Below are 17,157 nucleotides of genomic sequence, written 5' to 3'. Positions count from 1 at the left end.
ATGCCTGAGCTCGGCCCGGACGCCCTGCTCGCCCTGGACCGGGCGCACGTCTGGCACCCCTACGGCCCGATGCCGGGCCGCACCGACCCGCTGCTCGTCGAGTCCGCCTCCGGGGTGCGCCTGCGCCTGGCCCAGGAGGTGCACGGGCAGCGGGAGTTGATCGACGGGATGGCGTCCTGGTGGTCCGCGGTGCACGGCTACAACCACCCCGTGCTCAACGCGGCGGCGACCGCGCAGTTGGGCCGGATGAGCCACGTGATGTTCGGCGGCCTCACCCACGAACCCGCGGTGCGGCTGGCGGCGCGGCTGGTGGAGATCACGCCGGAGCCGCTGCGGCACGTCTTCCTCGCCGACTCCGGCTCGGTCTCGGTCGAGGTGGCGTTCAAGATGTGCCTGCAGTACTGGCGTTCGCTGGGCCGGCCCGGCAAGCGGCGTCTGCTGACCTGGCGCGGCGGCTACCACGGCGACACCTGGCAGCCGATGTCGGTGTGCGACCCGGAGGGCGGGATGCACGAGCTGTGGCAGGGCGTGCTCCCCCGCCAGGTCTTCGCGGACGCGCCGCCCGCCGAGTGGGACGAGGCGTACGCGCGGACTCTGGCCGACCTGATCGCCGCGCACGCCGACGAGACCGCCGCGGTGGTCGTGGAGCCCGTCGTACAGGGGGCGGGCGGCATGACCTTCCACTCCCCCGCCTACCTGCGGGTGCTGCGCGAGGCGTGCGACGCGCATGACGTGCTTCTCGTGTTCGACGAGATCGCGACCGGCTTCGGGCGGACCGGCGAACTCTTCGCGGCCGACCACGCCGGGGTCTCCCCGGACGTGATGTGCCTGGGCAAGGCCCTGACCGGGGGCTACCTCACGATGGCGGCCACCCTGTGCACCTCGCGGGTCGCGGACGGGATCTCGCGGGGTGAGGTGCCGGTCCTGGCCCACGGCCCGACGTTCATGGGCAACCCCCTGGCGGCCGCGGTCGCCGGCGCATCCGTCGACCTGCTGCTCGGGCAGGACTGGCGGCAGGAGGTCAAGCGGCTGGAGGCGGGCCTGCGCGAGGGCCTGGCGGAGGCCCGGGAGCTCCCGGGCGTGGCCGACGTCCGCGTGCTGGGCGCCATCGGCGTCGTCCAGCTGGACCACGCGGTCGACCTGGCCGCGGCCACGGCGGCGGCGGTCCGCGAGGGGGTCTGGCTGCGCCCTTTCCGTGACCTGGTGTACGTGATGCCGCCGTACGTCACCGAGGACGAGGACCTGGCCCGGATCTGCCGCGCGGTGTGCGCCGCGGCCTCGGCCGGCTGAACGAGTGGACAGGAGCGCGAGGAGCGGACATGTCAGTGATCGTCGTATCGGGTACGGGCACCGAGATCGGCAAGACCATGGTCACCGCGGCGGTGGCCGCGCTGGCGGTGGCGGCCGGCCGTTCGGTGGCGGTGCTGAAGCCGGCCCAGACCGGGCTCGCGGCGGGCGAGCACGGGGACGCGGCCGAGGCCGCGCGTCTGGCCGGGGAGTCGGGGGTCGTCACCGCGGTCGAACTGGCTCGCTATCCCGACCCGTTGGCGCCGGCGACCGCCGCCCAGCGGGCGGGGCTTCCGCCCGTGCGGGCGCACCGGGTGGCGGAGGCGGCCGAGGACCTGGCCCAGGAGCACGACCTCGTGCTCGTCGAGGGGGCGGGCGGTCTGCTCGTCCGTCTCGACGACCGCGACGCCACACTGGCGGACGCCGCGAAACTGCTCCGGGCGCCGGTACTGGTGGTGGCTCCGGCGGGCCTGGGCACGCTCAACAGCACGGCGCTGACCGCGGAGGCGCTGCACGCCCGCGGGCTCGAGCAGCTGGGCGTGGTGATCGGCAGCTGGCCCCGGCGCCCGGACCTCGCCGCCCGCTGCAACCTGGCGGACCTGCCCCGGGTGGCGGGCGCCCCGCTGCTGGGCGCGGTGCCGGAGGGCGTGGGCGCCCTCTCCCCCCGGGCCTTCCGCCGGGCCGCACCGGACTGGCTCTCCCCCCGCCTGGGCGGCAGCTGGGACCCTTCCGCCTTCGTCGCCACCCATGGGACGCTGCCGGGCGGGAGGTCGGAGGAGGGGTGAGCGGAATGAGGGTGCATGAGTGACGGCCAGGTCGTGATCAAGCTCACCGGTGACGAGGCCTTGGTGCTCTCGCACTGGCTGGAGAGGCTCCAGATGACCGACCTCGGCCGCGTCGTCGACGATCCGGCGGTCTGGGCCCCGATCCATCGGATCTCCGGAACTCTGGACAAGGCGCTTCCGGAACTGTTCGCGCCTGACTACGAGCAGCGGCTCGAGGCCGCTCGTCAGCGTCTTCGGCCGGAGGACTGACCGCGTGGTCCGCACTCCTCACCTGGCCGCAGCCGGGTGTGGTGCCTGCCCTGGACGGGCCGGCGGGAGGCTTGGGGCCGCACCGCCGCGCACCTCGGCCTGTGGTCCGGTGCGCGGCCCCGGCCCCGTCATGCCCGTCGCGGCACGCGTCGCTGCGGACCGACCAGCAGTGGCTCCCCTCCGGCCGCTGCGGGAGACCCACCCCCTGGTGACCGCAGCGGGTCGGCCGGAGCCGTTCCGCTTTCCAGCTCACCGCCCCGTGGGCGGAACCCCGTTCCCCGGGCGGGGACCCGGTGTCATGATCGGGCCATGACTGCCGCGCCCTTCGTCCGCCCCTACCGCCCCTCCGACCGCCCCGCGGTCGGCCAGGTCTGCGTCCTCACCGCCTACGACGGCGGCGACGCCACCCCGCACTACGCCGACCCGGAGATCCTCCCCCTCCTCTTCGCGTACCCCTACGTCGACCGGGAGCCCGAGCTGGCCTTCGTCGTGGACGACGGAAACGGCGAGGCGGTCGGCTACATCCTCGGTACCGCCGACACCCCCGCCTTCGCCGCCTGGTTCCGCGACCACTGGCTTCCCCCGGCCGCCGGCGCCTACCCGGCCCCCGGTCCGCAGGGCGCGGAGCCCACCATGGACGAGGTGATGGCCGGCCTCCTGCACAACCCGGAGCGCATGGTCCGCCCCGAACTGCCGCGGTATCCGGCCCACCTGCACATCGACATCCTCCCGGCGTGCCAGGGCCACGGCCTCGGACGCGCGCTGATGGAGACCTTCCTCGACGCCCTCCACGCGTCGGGGGTCGAGGCCGTCCACCTGTGCATGTCGAAGTCCAACACCCGCGCCCGCGCGTTCTACGACCGCATGGGCTTCCAGGAGCTCACCGTCGAGGACGACGGCCCGGTCTGGTATCTCGGCCGGCCGACGGCCCGCGACTGACCTGCGCACCTCGCCCTCGGGGTCCACGGTCGGGCCCCACCGCCGCGCTCACGCGTTGTCAGTGCCCCTCCCTAGAGTTGGAGACATCAGCCGGACGGATCACCGTCCAGGCGCCGGGGTTCGCGGTCCCGGCGTCCGCTGAGGGCAACTGGCCAAGCCTTTCATCCAAGAAGCCGTCTCCCCGCACGCCGTCCCACGGCCGTCGCGGGGAGACGAATCGAAGGGAATCGACGCGATGAGCACGACGGTGAAGGCCCGCCTCAAGAAGCACCTGGTCAACCATGTCGCCCTGGTCATCGACAAGTCCGGCTCGATGCAGGGGCATTCCGAGCAACTCATCCGCGTCGTCGACGAGTTCGTGAAGGGCCTCGCGGAGGAGTCGGACCGCCTCGGCCACGAGACCCGCATCAGCCTCTACGCCTTCGACCACCTGGTGGAGAACCTTGTCTGGGACATGGACGTCAAGCACCTGCCCTCCATGCGCGGCCTGTACACCGTCGAGAACGGCGCGACGGCGCTGATCCAGGCCTCGGTGAAGGCGCTCGACGACCTCGAGCACATCTGGGAGGAGTACGGCGAGCACAGCTTCCTCCAGGTCGTCGTGACCGACGGCGAGGAGAACGCCTCCGGCGCCGACGAGACCGGCTCGCGCCACGACCACCTGCCCAACGGCCGCGCGCTGCTGGACGAGTGGCGGACCAGGATCGCCGAGAAGCTCAACGGCCTGCCCGATCACTGGACCTCGGCCATCATGGTGCCGAACTCCCTGGCCAAGCGCACCGCCCAGCAGTACGGCTTCCCGACCGGCAACATCTCCATCTGGGACGCGGACTCGGCGCAGGGCGTCGAGGAGGCGATCGGGGCGGTGAAGTCGGCGGCCACCCGGTTCCTGCGCGACCGTGAGCAGGGCGTCCGCGGCACCAGGAACCTGTTCGCGATGGGCCAGGACCTCAGCAGCACGGCCGTCAAGGGCAGCCTCCAGGCGCTGGACGCCGGCAAGTACGTGCTCATACCCGTGGACGAGCAGTCGGCGATCCGCGACTTCGTCACCAGCGCGGGCCACCCGTACACGACGGGCTGCGCCTTCTACGAGCTCTCCAAGCGCGAGAAGATCCAGCCCCGGAAGAAGATCGCGGTCGCGGAGAAGGACCCGAGGACCGGCCGGATGACGGGCAAGGTCTTCACCGGTCCCACCGCCCGTCAGCTCCTCGGCCTCCCGGAGAGCGAGGTCACCGTCACGCCGGGAAGCAACGAGGCGTACACCGTCTTCGTCCAGTCCACCTCGGTCAACCGCAAGCTGATCCCGGGCACCAAGCTGCTGGTCCTGCTCTGAGACGCAGATGCGCCGCACCCCGCACCCCGCACCCTGCCGCGGGGCGGCGGCCCGCGCGGCCGGCCCGTCCAGGGGTCCGCCCGCCGCTCCCTCCCGCTCAGGGCAGCAGGCAGTCCTGGTCCGGGTCCAGCCACTCGGCGAGCAGGACGGTCGCATCGTCGACCAGCTGCCCCGCGTGCTGGTCGACGACGGCGTGCACGAGCTGCCGCAGCGTCTCGTGGACGGTCAGGTGGTCGGCGTTGTGCCGCACGATGTAGTCGACGAAGCGCTCGAGCCCGAACTCCTCGCCTTTCTCGTCCCGCGCCTCGACGATGCCGTCCGTGTACAGCACGACCCGGTCACCGGGCTCCAGCTGCTCCTGCCGGACGGTCACCGGCAGTCCGAGGGCCACCCCCATCGGCCCGGCCGGCGGACAGTACAGCTCCTGGGACCAGCGCCCGGCGCGCAGCAGGACGGGCAGGTGGTGGCCGCGGTTGATCCAGGTCAGCCGGCCGGTGCGCAGATCGAGGTCCGCGAGGATGCCGGTGACGTAGCGGCTGTGCCCGAACTGCTCGATCAGGGCGCTCTCGATCGCCTGCGAGGTCTCGACGAGCCCGGCGCCCTGGCGGCGGGCGTTGCGGCAGGTGCCGATCGCCATGTTGGCGGTGAGTCCGGCGGTGGCGTCGTGTCCCATCGCGTCGAACACGGCCAGGTGGAGCGTGCTGTCGGCCACCGCGTAGTCGAAGGCGTCGCCGCCGACGGCATAGGCGGGCTCCGACACCGCGGCGACCGTGGTGCCGGCGCCCGCGAACGCCGGGGGCGGCGTGAGGTGCCACTGCATCTCCGCGGAGACGCTCATCGGCTCGGTCCTGATGAGGCGGGCGTAGGAGTCGCTGAAGGCCTTCTTGCTGAGCAGCAGCAGCGCGACCACCGAGGCCAGGGCGTACAGGGCGTCCCGCACTTCCTCGCCCGCGACGTCGAGGCCGGTGTCCGCCCTGATCACGCCCAGTCGTACGACACCGTCGGTGACCGGCATCCACCAGCGGCGCAGGCCACCGGCCCCCGAGGGGTCGGGCTCGGCGATCAGGTCCACCCGCCGGTAGGCGAGCCCGGGCAACGTCCCCGCGACGGAGTACTCCGCCCCGCCCGCGCCCGCGTCGGATCCCCGGCCGGTGACCTCGCGCAGCACCTTCTCCTGCAGGTCGGACACATGGATGACGACGTCGTGCAGCTCCGCGGCCTCGGCGTGCTCGCGCACCATGCCCGGCAGGTCCTCGAGCCTGGCGATGTGGCTCGCCACCACGAGAGCGGTGAGGGCCTTGCCCAGTCTTGCTGCGTCGGTCACAGCGGGCTTTCCCTTCCGGCGTCTCCTCCCCGGCGACGTCGCTGGGAGATCCTCGGGCCACCGAGTACCCGCAATCACGGTGAGAATCGCCCGGCACGGTCCGCGCCTTCGTTCAGCCTCGCGGCCCACCTGCGCTGCTCGGGGGTGTCGGGGACGGCGAGGCCCCGCGCCTCCTCGATGCGGGTCCAGGCGATCTCCGGGTCCACCCCGTTCAGCACGAGCAGCGCGGCGGCGAGGAGCGACGCCCGGCCGATGCCGAACCGGCAGTGGGTCGCGACGTGCGCACCCGCGCGCAGCCGCCCGGCGAGGTCCTCCAGCACCGGCAGGACGTCGGCGGCGTCAGGCACCGTGCGATCCGGTATGGGCACGGCGACGAACCGCAGCCCGGCGGCCGCGGCGGCCTCCGCCTCCCCGTCGAGGCCCAGCTCCGCGAGCTCGGGCGACGTCAGCGCGCACACCAGCACGTCGACACCCGCCCGGCGCAGGGCGTGCATCTCGTCCTCGAGCCAGTCGGCGCCACGAGGCTTCGCCATGGTGCTCAGCCGGCCGGGGCCGGGCAGGTCGACGGTGAACAGGGTGGGACGCATCGCGAGGACACCTCTCATGGATCGGATCGGGATGACCGGGGTGGCCGGGGTGACCGGGCGGCAGCCGACGGCACGGCGGCGAGGCCCTGGGTAGGCCTGGCCCGGGAGTGCGTTGATCCGGCGTGTCCGCGTCACGGCGGAGGGGAATGCCGGGCGCCTCGGCTCCTCACCGCGCCGGTGGATGCTCCGGTCCGCCCGGAGCCGGGACGACCGCCCGGAGAAGACGGCTGCGCAGGTGCCCGTGGATCACGGGTGACGGGCAGGCGTGGCCGTCCGGATCACGCCCGGCCGCGTGGGCGCTGGGCCTGCCCCGACGGCGGGATGGGCGGGGCGGCGGGACGAGCGTGCCGAGAGCTTCGCGCCAGGACCTTGGTCGAACCGGCGCGTCGTCGGCCTGCCGGCCGGTACGGGACGAAGCCGGCGGACGTCAGCGGCCGTGAGCCGCGGGGTGGATCCTGGCAGGCGGAACCGGCCCTGTCCACCCGGTCGGGGTGCTGCGCCGCGGCGGCCTGGCCGTCAACGCGGCGGATGCGCGGCACCGGCACCCGCTGCCCGACCGGTCGGTGCGGCGGCGCGGGATCGGTGCGGGATGCGGGGCGGCTGGACGGCCACGCACAGCGCGGCCGTCACGACGATGCCCTGGTGGTCCCGGAGCGGGGCCGAGTCCACCGAGGTCGCGGTCGGCGCCGCACCGGGGCGAACACCGGCGACGCCCGATGGGACCAGCCACCGCAGGCGTCGCACGGCGGCCCGACGGCAACGCCTCGCGCGGCGCTGCCGTCCGTACGGGTCACCGGTGCGCCAGGAACCCCTCCACGGATGTGGCGAGGGCGATGGGCGTCTCGTCGATCGCGTAGTGCCCGGCGTTGGACAGCACCTCCACCTCGCAGCGCGGGTACCACTGGCGGAAGGTGGCCTCCATGACATCGGCTCCCAGGGCGGGATCGTGCTCGCCGACGATCACCTTCACCTCGACCGTGCTGCCCTTGATCTCGGCGTGGAAGTCGGTCTTCGCCCAGGCCTGGAGATAGCCGGCCACGGCTGCCGGGGTGGAGTGGCGCCACGACTGGGCGACGACGGCGTCCAGCCAGACACCACTCAGGCGGTTGCCGGTGGTCAGGTCGATGATGGCGCGCCGGTTGGCGCGCTCCTCGGCCGCTCCGGAGAACAGCGCCCAGCCCTGGTCGTCGAACGGCACCCCGCTGGCCGGTACCGGTGAGATGCCCACCATGGCGCGGACCCGGTGCGGCGCGTCGGCCAGCACCCGCTGCATGACCGCGCCTCCCATCGAGTGCCCCACCAGCGAGAACCGCTCCAGCCCGAGGCGGTCGGCCAGCCCGAGGACGTCCGCCGCGGCCTCCTTGAGCGTGTAGTCGCCCAACTCCTCGAGGCGCGACCCGTAGCCGCGGTAGTCGGGGAACACGTACCGGAACCGGGTGCCGTCCAGGTGCGGACGCAGCGGCCGCCAGGCCGCCGCCGAACCGAACCAGCCGTGCAACGCGATCACCGCGTGCGGCCCGTCGCCGTACTCCTCGTACGCCACGCCGCTCGTCCTTCCGCCAGGACGCCGCGAGGGACGCCGGCGTCAACAGGGGCACGCGCCGGACCGGCCACCGCCCCGTCCGGAGACGGGCCGCGGCAAGGACCGGCGGCGCCGATTAGGGCCTCATTGTCCCGACCTGACCCCTTGTTGGAAAGAGTCCCGTCCGAGCCGGGAGCCGGCCCGAGCACATCGCCCCCGTCCGGGTCAGCCGTACCTCGCCACGCGCTGGAAGGCCGCGAGTGCCCGTCGACGGGGTGGGGCCGCGGTTCACCCGACGAGCGACGGTGTTCCACCGCTGCAGGTTCCGGCCTCCTTGTCGACGAAGCGACATGTCGTCACCTCGTGCTCATCGAGCAGCAGGAACGCGGAGGCAAGGAGCCGGCGTGCGACCTCCACCCGTCACACCGGGTCGATGCGGGCCCTCAGCAGGCAGAACTCGTTGCCCTCCGGGTCGGCCAGGACGTGCCACTGCTCGTCACCCGTCTGGCCGATGTCGGCCCGGCGGGCACCGAGGGCCAGCAGACGCTCGAGCTCGGCGTCCTGGTCGCGGTCGGTGGGATTGACGTCGATGTGCAGGCGGAGCTTCCCCTGCTTCGGCTCGTCGCTGCGGCCAAGGATCAGCGTCGGTTGCGGACCGCCGAACCCGTCACGCGGCCCGATCTCCACCGACCCGTCGTCCTCACGCCCCAGGACGACGAAGTCCAGGACCGCGCACCAGAACCGCGCCAGCACCTCCGGCTCGCGACAGTCGAGAACCAGCTCGCCGATACGACACGCCATGAACGCGACCTACTCTCAGCCGGGGACCGCCGGAGTGCCCGTCCTCATACTCCACCGGGTTCCAGCGGGGTGAACAGTCGCGCAGCGTAGCCAACGACCCGGGCACGGGCGAGCCCATTTCCCCCGGCGTGCCGCCCGGGCCGGGTCTCGCTACCTACGACCGTCAACTCCGCACTGCCCTTGGTGTGGCTCGGCTCCTGAGCACACGGCCTGCTGGCACACCGGGCAACGTTGTTCTCATGTTCGCGCAGCGGCTTCCCAGGCGGCGGTGACACACCCTTCTTCCCAGTGCCACCACCCCTCCGTCTCGCCGTGCTCCAACAGCTCGCGAATTCGCGGCAGGTCCGCCTGCGGCGGGACATCCAAGGCAACCATCCGGAACCGTTCAATGCCTTCACCCGTCGTGCCGAGGCGGTGAAAGACCTCCAGCACACTCTGCCGGGCGGTGGCAGACCCCTCGTCCTTCAACACGATGAGCCGGATGGTGCAGTTCTGCGAAGCCTGCACAGTTTCCCCGGCCCACAGAACTCCGTCGTCACCCTGCTGCACCCTGACAATGTCTCCGCCGGCGACCCCGCGGACGAAGAAGGGCGTATTGTCCAGCCGCACGGTGCCGTGGCCGAGGTCTACAGCCCACAGACTTTCGACGCTCACCGGCGGCCATCCGTCTTCTGTCTCCATGCGGAAATGGACTTTCACGTGGTCGTCACTGATGTGTGTCACCAAACCATCATCCGCTCCGCATCCACCAGACCATGCGGCGGAGTACAGAACACAACTACCTCCGCCGCCCCGGACCGGGCGGTAGGCCACCACCTGGTCCGGCGCACCGATGCACCTCCGCGCGATCGAGCAGGCCCCCCATAGCCGCCACACCCGAGAGGGGGGAGCCACCACTCGATAGGGTCAGACCGTGGACACCGGCCAGGGGGACTCCGCGGGACGCGCACCCGCCGTGAACTGGCAGGACGCGTCAACGCTGCGATGGGTCACGCGGCCCGTCGACGTCAAGATCGCATTCGACCGGGGTGAGCCGCTAGTCGGGGTGGCTGTGATCGCCCTGGCCTTGAACCACCACGACGCCGACGCGATCTTGCCCCAGGTCGCTCGGGCGATGACGGCTGACGATCCGGAGATCCGCCGCCAGGGCGTTGTCGCCCTGGCGCACGTCGCACGGCTGCACCGCACGGTGGACCAGCGATGTGTCGATCTGCTGCGCGGCTTCCCTCGTGGCAACGAAGCTGACGACGACCTGTGGTCCTTCGTGGATCACCGGTCGTTGCCGTGGTGGCTTCGCCGATACCACGCCGGCCGGCGATTGCGATGGTTGGTCCGCGACCGATGGCGGGGCTGAAAGCGCCGCTCGACGGGACAACGACTCAAAACCCCGCCATGGACTTGTCGAGGACTCCGCCCAGCGCCCCGTAGACGCTGCAGCGAACCGAGTGCCCTGCCCTGCGGCGGAGTCCGAATCCCACGATGAGCGACAACGCGAAGAGCCCACCGAGAAGCATCGTCACGACGGGGTGGTAGAGGAAGTACACGAAGCCCCCGACGCACGTCCAGGCCAGGATCGGCAGGAGGGAGCCGCGCAGCACCGTCCAGAAGGTGATCCGTTCCGGCCCCGACGGCAGAACGCGTCCGTGCACCTCGATGTGGTTCCTGGTTACACAATGGTCAGGTCGCATGTAGTCAGTCGTCCCACGATCGACAAGCGAAGCCGGGCTCCGGCACAGCCCGGAGGTCACGCGGTGGGCCCGCTCGGGTCTACCGCGCCCCGGCCGGGTTGGCGTCCTCGCTGAGGTAGGTGCCGTATCCCTCGCGGACCAGCGGGCCGTCGAAGATCAGGACCTCGTTCACGAGGCCGCCCTTCTGGTTGCGGTAGTTGATGACCAAGCAGTCCACGCCGACGTAGCTGGCGACCACCTCGAACCGCAGGTCGGGGATGCGCCGGAGGCCCTCGGTCCAGTAGGCGCGCAGGGCCTCCTTGCCGTGGATGACCCCGTCGCCGCCGAGCAGTTGCGCGGCCACGGGCGACCGGAACGTCACGTCCTCGGTGAAGTGCGCCAGCAGCGCGTCCAGGTCGTGCGCGTTCCAGGCCGTCACCCATGAGTCGGTCCACAAGCGTGCCGCAGCATGATCCATGCGGGCATTGTGCCATTGCCGATCAGCCGCGCCTCGTCGGGCGATCGAGGCGCGGCTCACGTCAACCGCCGCAAGCCCACGGCATGTTGGCCGTTCGCCCCACCGCCTAGGGGATGATCACGCCCGGGCCGTTGTCGCCGCTCAGGTTCCAGCCGAACCACGCCTTCGCCGCCGGCGCCCCGATGTCGACCGGGTTCACGGCGACCGACTTGGAGGCCGTCACGCCGGAGGTCGCGCCGCGCAGCTGCCAGACCGCGCCGCCGTTCACGACGGAGCCCAGGTTCTCGCCGGGCGCACCGGCGACCAGGTCGGCCTTGCCGTCACCCGTCACGTCGAGCAGCCGCACCGAGCCGCCGAACACGTCGCCGGACTCCGCGACACCCGGGACGCTCGTGGTGTCCTGGTGGAAGGCCTGGGCGCCCGTGCCGGTGAGCCCGCCCTTGCCGCCCTTGAGCACCACCACGGCGCCGGCCCTCGCCTTGGAGCCGATCGCCTCACCCGGAACTCCCACCGCCAGGTCGGGGTAGCCGTCCGCGTTGACGTCGCCCGCGCTCAGCCGCCCGCCGAACTCGTCGCCCTTCTCGCTGACTCCCGGCACGCCCGACGTGTTCTGCGTGATCGTCCGGGTGCGCGTCGAGCTCGGACCGGAGGCCGAGCCGTAAAAGATCTTGACGGTGCCGGGGTCGTCCTCGAGGTTCTCGGTGATGCCGTTGGGGAAGACCCGGGTGGCGAGGTCGGCGTAGCCGTCGCGGTCGAAGTCGGCGACGGCGGTGGTCGACGCGGAGGACAGCCGCGAGGGGACCGTGGACAGGCCGTCCGCGCTGCCGAGCCACAGCTTTCCGCCCTCGGCGTGGTTCTCGTAGACGTAGAAGGTGGCGAGGTCCTCGGTGCCGTCGCCGTTGAAGTCGCCCACAGCGGTCGAGTTGATGCTGTTGTCGGTGCTGTACACCAGCAGCTGCTGCTCGCGGGCGGGCACGCCGTCGCGGCCGATGGGGCCGTAGAGCACGTCGTGGTAGTCGTACTCGTCGCCGTGGCGCATGAACAGGTCGGCGTGACCGTCGTGGTCGAAGTCGCCGACCGCGAGGTCCTCGCCGACCTCGGAGTTCGCCGGTGCCGCGATCCGGACGGCACCCTGGCCGGAGATGCCGGTCGTCCGGCCCCACAGCACGACGACGGCACCGCTGACGTTGGTCTCCTCCTGGTAGTCGCGGGTGGCGACGGCCAGGTCGGTGAGTCCGTCGCCGTCCAGGTCGCGGGCCTCCAGCGCGTAGCCGAAGACCTTGTTCTCGCCGGACGCGCCGGGGACGCCGGCAGTGTCCTGGCTGATGGTGGTCGTCCGCGCGGGGTCGATGCCGTGCGCCGAGCCGTAGCTGATCGTGACGTAGCCGGCCAGCGGGTGGCCGCCGACCTGCGCGCCGGCAGCGGCGACGGCGACGTCCTGGTACCCGTCCCCGTCGAAGTCCTCGCGCACGGTGGGGGCGGCTGCCTCCGCGGCGGCGGTGCCCGCGAGGACCGGGACGCCGAGCGATCCGATCAGTGCGGCGGCCACCGCGGTCGATATGGCGGGTCGGCGGAGCGCCATGGTGTTCCTCCTGGGGAAGCGGACGAGGGCGGGGCGCGGTGCGCGCGGATGTGCCTCACCAGGAAGACACACGGAAACGGCCGATGGTTGTGCGCCGAACGGCAGGTGAACCGGGGCGAACCGGCCCCTTGCCGGGAGGGTGGGCGGCTCTCAGCACTGCCAGAGGAACGCGCTCCCCCGGCACGGCCCGCACACGAAGGCGTAGGCCGCCCCGCAGCCGCCGAAGTTCATGTTCGTGGCGTGGTCCGGGCCCTCCTCGAGCTGTGCCGCCAGCTCCATCCCCCGGCCGCACCCCGGGCAGGACGGGGTCTCGTCGGCCTGCAGCCAGTCGGGGCGGCCGCCCAGCTGTCCGAGGACGTGCCCCGGTTCCCCGCCGTCTGCTCGCACCCACGCCTCGTGGGCGTCGCCGTACGTCTCCTTCGGTGACTCCACCGGCCGCACGGCGTGACAGGCGCCGAGGAGGACCGTCTCCGGGTCGTCCACCTCCGGGACCGTCATCGGGGTGAGGCCTTCCACCGGGAACAGGAAGGAGGCGTTCGCCCCGCCGGTGGGGCTCCACGCGTCGCACATCCCGGGGTCGGTCTGGCACATGAACACCGCCATGACCATCTCCGCCCGGCCGCCGTCGCCCCGCACCGGCCGCGCCTGCCCGTCGAGCAGAAACTGCGCCAGGAACTGCATGGGCCCCTCGCACTCGGCGCAGGTCGGCCAGGCCGTCCCGGCGGGCGCCAGCGGCAGGCCTCCGGTGCGGGTGACCAGCGCGTTCGGCTCCCCGGGTCCTGCGTACGTCATCAGCGTCGTCATGCCCCGGACATTACGACAGCCCCGTCACGAGGCATGACGCCGCCCTCCGCCGCGGCGAGGCCGGCGCCCACGCCCAGCGACGCCGCTGCCTGTGCCGCGTCCGCCCGGCGCCTACGCAGCGGCCGCGCCGACGCCCTTGAAGACCTGCCGCGCGTGCCAGTCGACGTGCTCCGGCTCCGGGCGCGGCCTGCCCGGCCGAGGGAGGGCCACCGGCTGCCCGTGGAGCATGTCCGTCGCCTTCCCCGCCGCGCTCCGGGCCACGTACAGGGGCGAGACCTGGATGCGCAGGTCGGGCAGGATTCCCAGGACGCCGACGTCGAAGAGGGTGTGGTGCAGCGAGCAGAGGGCGAGTCCGTTGCCGACCTCGTCCGGTCCGTCCTGGCTGTGCCAGCGCACGTGGGCGGCCTCCAGCCCGACGGGGTTCCGGCCGAGCGCGCCGTCGAATCCGCAGAACGCGCAGGCGTAGGCGTAGGCCTGCAGCACCTCCTCCGTGAAGCCGGTCCGCCGTCGCCTGCGGTGCGCGGCGGGCCGCTCGCCGGGATCGGCGAGGCCTGCCGGGTCGAGGCCGATCGCGTCGCAGATCACCGTCTCGAGGGCGGTGGTGAAGTGCTGCTCCATCAGCAGCCGCACGGCTTGGCCGAGCATCCCGGGCTCGGCCAGCAGCAGTTCGACCTCGGGCCGCAGCCGGCCGTGGGCCCCTCGGTCCCGTAGCCACCCGCGCCGCTCGGGGGCGCCGGGCCCGATCTCCTCACCGTCCCTGTCCCTCAGGTCCCACAGCTCCCGCTCGAGGTGGACGAACGGCATCGCGGCCCGCTGCCGGGCGGCCGCCGGGCTCCTCACCACCGGGCCGAAGTCGTTGATCAGCCTGCTGACCGGCTCCTCCGCCACGTCGTACGACACCGCGGTGCTTCCCGTCTCCGCGAACCGGCCGAGCAGCCAGAGCACGAGCAACGGCTTGTGCGGCGCCCGACGGCCGCCGATCCGGGCGCGCCGCAGCACGGAGAGACGGCGCGTCAGCTCCTCGCGCGTCATGCGTCCCGGTCCGGCCGCACCCACGAGTTCCCCCACCACGCCCCCTGCCGGCGATCACACGACATCTGACCCGCCACCGTACCCGTCACCGCCTTCCGGCGGCTTTCCGGATTGCCTCGCCCGCTCACCGATGTACGGCACACCGATGTACGGTGTCGCTCTTGTCGCGCCGGGCCGCGGAGCGACCTGTTCCTGTGGGGGGAACCGACATGGAAGCCACCGTGCTCACGCGTCCGGACAGGTTGTGGTCGGTGGACGAGGTGATGTCGAGCCCGGGCCCGGTACCGGCGGCGGCCGGGGTGTACGGCTGGCACTTCGACGAGGCGCCCCATCCGGCCCTGGAGGGGCGGGGGTTGCTCTACGTCGGCATGGCGCCGCGCTCCATAACGAGCCGCGTCAGCAGGCAGAACCTGCGGACCCGCGTGCGGTACCACTGCCGCGGCAACGCGGAGGGCTCCACCCTCCGGCTCTCGCTCGGCTGCCTGCTCGGCCTGGAACTGCGCCGGGTGGGCAGCGGCACGCGCATGACCTTCGGGCGGGCCGGAGAGGCGGAGCTCAGCCGGTGGATGACGGCACACGCCCGGGTCTGCTGGGTGGAGCACGAGACGCCCACGGCGCTCGAGTCGCAGCTCATCGCCCAGTTGGACCTGCCGCTCAACCTTGACCAGAACCGCCGGAACGAGTTCCACGCCGTCCTGAAGGACCTCAGGGCCGCGGCCAGGCGCAGGGCCCGGGAACTACCCGTAGGCGAGTAGCCGGCCGACCGGGAACGCGCCCGAAACATTCGGAAAGTTTCGGGCTTGTCCTGGATGTGGCCGAATGCGCCCATCGCACGAGGGGGCGAAGGGGTCCCGGGAGGCCGGTTTCCGCCGATCCGCCCGACTGGGGCGGCCTGCGATACCGGCGGTAGGAGGGGCAGAACGGCCAACCTGAGACGGGTGACACCGGGGCGTTGTCACACCCCGGCTCCGTTCCTAGCCTGAAAGCGCTTCCTCCCCGGCCGGGCGCCCCAGCAGTCCGCGCGCTTCGCCGGCCAGGAGGTGTCTCTCCGGCGCCGAGGAGCTCCACCGGGCCGGAGCCGCACCGTCCCCCCACCTGGCGCGCCCCCGGGACACCCCTGCCCGGCCGCGCGCCCTCCTTTGGAGGTCCTATGCGCTTACACCTGCAACGACCCTGGGCGTGGGCCGTGGCCGCGCTCGCCGCGACCGTCATCCTGGTGCTGACCGCCCTCGATCCGCGGGCCGACGCCGCGGTCCGGGCCGACACCACTGCCGCCCGGGCCGCGGCCGCCTCCGCCGTCGAGGACGAGGGCGCGGACTGCACTGTCGGGAGCACGCCGTCCGGTTCGGACGCCAAGCTGCCCGACCCGTTCAAGCGGATCGACGGCACCCGCATCACCAGCAAGGCCGACTGGCGCTGCCGCCGGGCGGAGATCAGGGAGCTGGCCGAGCGCACCGTCTACGGCCAGAAGCCGGCGAAGCCGACCGTCTCCGGCACGGTCTCCTCCAGCAGCATCACGGTGAACGTGTCGGACCAAGGCCGCAGCGCCGGCTTCTCGGCGAAGGTCGAACTGCCCAGCGGCAGCGGCCCGTTCCCCGCCGTGATCGTCGTCGGCGGGCTCGGCGCGGACACCGCCACGATCAAGGCCGCGGGCGCGGCCGTCATCAGCTACGACCCGCTCGCGGTCGGCCGTGAGGGCACCGCCCGGAACAACAAGCAGGGCGCCTTCTACACCCTCTACGGCAACACCAGTTCCACGGGGCTGCTGATGGCCTGGTCGTGGGGTGTCAGCCGGATCATCGACGTCGTCCAGCAGTCGGGCGCCGGTGTGCTGAAGGGCGACTCGCTGGGAGTCACCGGCTGTTCCCGGTACGGCAAGGGCGCCTTCGTGGCGGGCGCGTTCGACCAGCGGATCGCGCTCACCATGCCCGTCGAGTCGGGTACCGGCGGCGCACCGATCCTGCGCGGGGTCAACGGGGAGAGCGGGGCCCAGTCGTTGAGCAGCGCGTACGGGGAACAGCCCTGGCTGGGCGACGCGTTCAGCTCGTACACCTCGAGCCCGAACAACCTGCCGGTGGACACCCACGAGATGATCGGCATGATCGCTCCGCGCGGCCTGTTCGTCATGGAGAACCCGCACGTCGACTGGCTGTCCGCCAAGTCCGGCAGCGTCGCCGCGCTGGGCGGCGCGGAGGTCTACCGGGCGCTCGGCGCCCAGAGTTCGATCTCCTACTGGTCCGACGTGCAGGACGGCACCCACTGCGCCACCCGGTCCGAGTGGCGCACGCCGATGACGCAGAGCATCAACGCCTTCCTGAAGAACTCGGGGTCCGGGCCGGGGGTCTTCCGCATCGCCGGGTCCAAGGCCGGCAGCCTGTCGGGCTGGCGGGACTGGACGACTCCGACGCTCGCCGACGGCGGCACGTCCGGAGGGACCAGCACGGGCACCACCAGCGGGACGACCTCCGGCACGACCTCGGGGACGACCTCCGGCACCACGTCGGGGACGACGACGGGCGGCACGACCGGCGGGACGACCACCGGAACCACGTCGGGCACCACGTCCGGCACCTCCTCGGGCACGACGGCCGGGACCACCTCGGGCACCACGGGGAGTACCGGAAGCACCGGCGGCACCCCGGGCGCGGGCTGCTCGGCCACGCACCGAACGGTCAGCTCGTGGAACGGCGGTTACCAGGGTGAGGTGACCGTCCGGAACAGCGGCACCACCTCGGTGAGCGGCTGGTCGGTCGGCATGACCCTCGGT

General features: G+C 72.4%; 18 protein-coding genes. 8 read left to right on the top strand and 10 right to left on the bottom strand.

Annotation, left to right across the window (positions count from 1 at the left end):
- From ACOV8S_RS07220 to ACOV8S_RS07200, 5 genes are all read left to right on the top strand, one after another.
- Positions 1–1,290, top strand: coding sequence for an adenosylmethionine--8-amino-7-oxononanoate transaminase (locus ACOV8S_RS07220; RefSeq protein WP_448316792.1), 1,290 nt, complete (start codon positions 1–3; stop codon positions 1,288–1,290).
- A gap of 29 nt (positions 1,291–1,319) precedes the next feature.
- Positions 1,320–2,072: a dethiobiotin synthase gene (gene bioD / locus ACOV8S_RS07215; RefSeq protein WP_448316790.1), complete on the top strand. Its 753-nt coding sequence runs from the start codon at positions 1,320–1,322 to the stop codon at positions 2,070–2,072.
- A gap of 15 nt (positions 2,073–2,087) precedes the next feature.
- Positions 2,088–2,321: a hypothetical protein gene (locus tag ACOV8S_RS07210; protein WP_448316788.1), complete on the top strand. Its 234-nt coding sequence runs from the start codon at positions 2,088–2,090 to the stop codon at positions 2,319–2,321.
- A 309-nt stretch (positions 2,322–2,630) separates the two neighbouring features.
- Positions 2,631–3,260 carry a GNAT family N-acetyltransferase gene (locus tag ACOV8S_RS07205; RefSeq protein WP_448316787.1) on the top strand — a complete coding sequence of 210 codons (630 nt, stop codon included), beginning with the start codon at positions 2,631–2,633 and terminating at the stop codon, positions 3,258–3,260.
- Between the two features lie 235 nt (positions 3,261–3,495).
- Positions 3,496–4,593, top strand: a complete 1,098-nt coding sequence (locus ACOV8S_RS07200) for a VWA domain-containing protein (protein ID WP_448316786.1) — start codon at positions 3,496–3,498, stop codon at positions 4,591–4,593.
- Between the two features lie 97 nt (positions 4,594–4,690).
- On the opposite strand, the gene ACOV8S_RS07195 is transcribed toward ACOV8S_RS07200, so the two are convergent.
- The 5 genes from ACOV8S_RS07195 to ACOV8S_RS07175 form a co-directional block, all read right to left on the bottom strand.
- On the bottom strand, positions 4,691–5,917 hold the full coding sequence (locus tag ACOV8S_RS07195; RefSeq protein WP_448316785.1) for a PP2C family protein-serine/threonine phosphatase: 1,227 nt from the start codon (positions 5,915–5,917) through the stop codon (positions 4,691–4,693).
- Positions 5,918–5,991: 74 nt separating this feature from the next.
- Entirely contained in the window at positions 5,992–6,504 is a 513-nt protein-coding gene (locus tag ACOV8S_RS07190; protein ID WP_448316784.1) for a protein-tyrosine phosphatase family protein, read from the bottom strand.
- Between the two features lie 790 nt (positions 6,505–7,294).
- Positions 7,295–8,047 (bottom strand): alpha/beta fold hydrolase, encoded by a 753-nt coding sequence (locus ACOV8S_RS07185; protein ID WP_448316782.1) that lies wholly within the window; start codon positions 8,045–8,047, stop codon positions 7,295–7,297.
- A 399-nt stretch (positions 8,048–8,446) separates the two neighbouring features.
- Positions 8,447–8,827, bottom strand: a complete 381-nt coding sequence (locus ACOV8S_RS07180; RefSeq protein WP_448316781.1) for a VOC family protein — start codon at positions 8,825–8,827, stop codon at positions 8,447–8,449.
- Positions 8,828–9,064: 237 nt separating this feature from the next.
- The gene (locus tag ACOV8S_RS07175; protein WP_448316780.1) at positions 9,065–9,550 is read right to left on the bottom strand and encodes a DUF4265 domain-containing protein; all 486 of its coding nucleotides are present in this window, start codon (positions 9,548–9,550) and stop codon (positions 9,065–9,067) included.
- A gap of 190 nt (positions 9,551–9,740) precedes the next feature.
- On the opposite strand from ACOV8S_RS07175, the gene ACOV8S_RS07170 reads away from it, so the two are divergent.
- On the top strand, positions 9,741–10,181 hold the full coding sequence (locus tag ACOV8S_RS07170; RefSeq protein ID WP_448316779.1) for a hypothetical protein: 441 nt from the start codon (positions 9,741–9,743) through the stop codon (positions 10,179–10,181).
- Between the two features lie 25 nt (positions 10,182–10,206).
- Here ACOV8S_RS07170 and ACOV8S_RS07165 read toward each other — a convergent pair whose 3' ends face one another.
- The 5 genes from ACOV8S_RS07165 to ACOV8S_RS07145 form a co-directional block, all read right to left on the bottom strand.
- Complete coding sequence (locus tag ACOV8S_RS07165; RefSeq protein ID WP_448316778.1) at positions 10,207–10,476, bottom strand: hypothetical protein; 270 nt, start codon at positions 10,474–10,476, stop codon at positions 10,207–10,209.
- A gap of 118 nt (positions 10,477–10,594) precedes the next feature.
- The gene (locus ACOV8S_RS07160) at positions 10,595–10,972 is read right to left on the bottom strand and encodes a nuclear transport factor 2 family protein (protein ID WP_448316777.1); all 378 of its coding nucleotides are present in this window, start codon (positions 10,970–10,972) and stop codon (positions 10,595–10,597) included.
- 106 nt (positions 10,973–11,078) lie between these two features.
- Complete coding sequence (locus ACOV8S_RS07155) at positions 11,079–12,554, bottom strand: FG-GAP and VCBS repeat-containing protein (RefSeq protein WP_448316776.1); 1,476 nt, start codon at positions 12,552–12,554, stop codon at positions 11,079–11,081.
- A gap of 150 nt (positions 12,555–12,704) precedes the next feature.
- Complete coding sequence (locus ACOV8S_RS07150; protein WP_448316775.1) at positions 12,705–13,358, bottom strand: hypothetical protein; 654 nt, start codon at positions 13,356–13,358, stop codon at positions 12,705–12,707.
- A 111-nt stretch (positions 13,359–13,469) separates the two neighbouring features.
- On the bottom strand, positions 13,470–14,390 hold the full coding sequence (locus ACOV8S_RS07145) for a phosphorothioated DNA-binding restriction endonuclease (RefSeq protein ID WP_448316774.1): 921 nt from the start codon (positions 14,388–14,390) through the stop codon (positions 13,470–13,472).
- 209 nt (positions 14,391–14,599) lie between these two features.
- Between ACOV8S_RS07145 and ACOV8S_RS07140 the strand changes: the two genes are divergently transcribed.
- On the top strand, positions 14,600–15,145 hold the full coding sequence (locus tag ACOV8S_RS07140) for a GIY-YIG nuclease family protein (RefSeq protein WP_448316773.1): 546 nt from the start codon (positions 14,600–14,602) through the stop codon (positions 15,143–15,145).
- Between the two features lie 395 nt (positions 15,146–15,540).
- A partial coding sequence (locus ACOV8S_RS07135; protein WP_448316772.1) for a glucuronyl esterase domain-containing protein occupies positions 15,541–17,157 on the top strand: 1,617 nt, incomplete at its 3' end.

It is taken from the genome of Streptomyces sp. CO7 (assembly GCF_053474865.1).
This window is presented reverse-complemented; position numbering and strand designations above follow the sequence as displayed.

Coding starts and splice junctions, on each gene's coding strand:
- ACOV8S_RS07150 (WP_448316775.1), bottom strand. CDS start 13,358: ATGACGACGCTGATGACGTACGCAGGACCCGGGGAGCCGAACGCGCTG.
- ACOV8S_RS07205 (WP_448316787.1), top strand. CDS start 2,631: ATGACTGCCGCGCCCTTCGTCCGCCCCTACCGCCCCTCCGACCGCCCC.
- ACOV8S_RS07210 (WP_448316788.1), top strand. CDS start 2,088: ATGAGTGACGGCCAGGTCGTGATCAAGCTCACCGGTGACGAGGCCTTG.
- ACOV8S_RS07140 (WP_448316773.1), top strand. CDS start 14,600: ATGGAAGCCACCGTGCTCACGCGTCCGGACAGGTTGTGGTCGGTGGAC.
- ACOV8S_RS07155 (WP_448316776.1), bottom strand. CDS start 12,554: ATGGCGCTCCGCCGACCCGCCATATCGACCGCGGTGGCCGCCGCACTG.
- ACOV8S_RS07200 (WP_448316786.1), top strand. CDS start 3,496: ATGAGCACGACGGTGAAGGCCCGCCTCAAGAAGCACCTGGTCAACCAT.
- ACOV8S_RS07160 (WP_448316777.1), bottom strand. CDS start 10,972: ATGGATCATGCTGCGGCACGCTTGTGGACCGACTCATGGGTGACGGCC.
- bioD (WP_448316790.1), top strand. CDS start 1,320: ATGTCAGTGATCGTCGTATCGGGTACGGGCACCGAGATCGGCAAGACC.
- ACOV8S_RS07190 (WP_448316784.1), bottom strand. CDS start 6,504: ATGCGTCCCACCCTGTTCACCGTCGACCTGCCCGGCCCCGGCCGGCTG.
- ACOV8S_RS07180 (WP_448316781.1), bottom strand. CDS start 8,827: ATGGCGTGTCGTATCGGCGAGCTGGTTCTCGACTGTCGCGAGCCGGAG.
- ACOV8S_RS07220 (WP_448316792.1), top strand. CDS start 1: ATGCCTGAGCTCGGCCCGGACGCCCTGCTCGCCCTGGACCGGGCGCAC.
- ACOV8S_RS07145 (WP_448316774.1), bottom strand. CDS start 14,390: ATGACGCGCGAGGAGCTGACGCGCCGTCTCTCCGTGCTGCGGCGCGCC.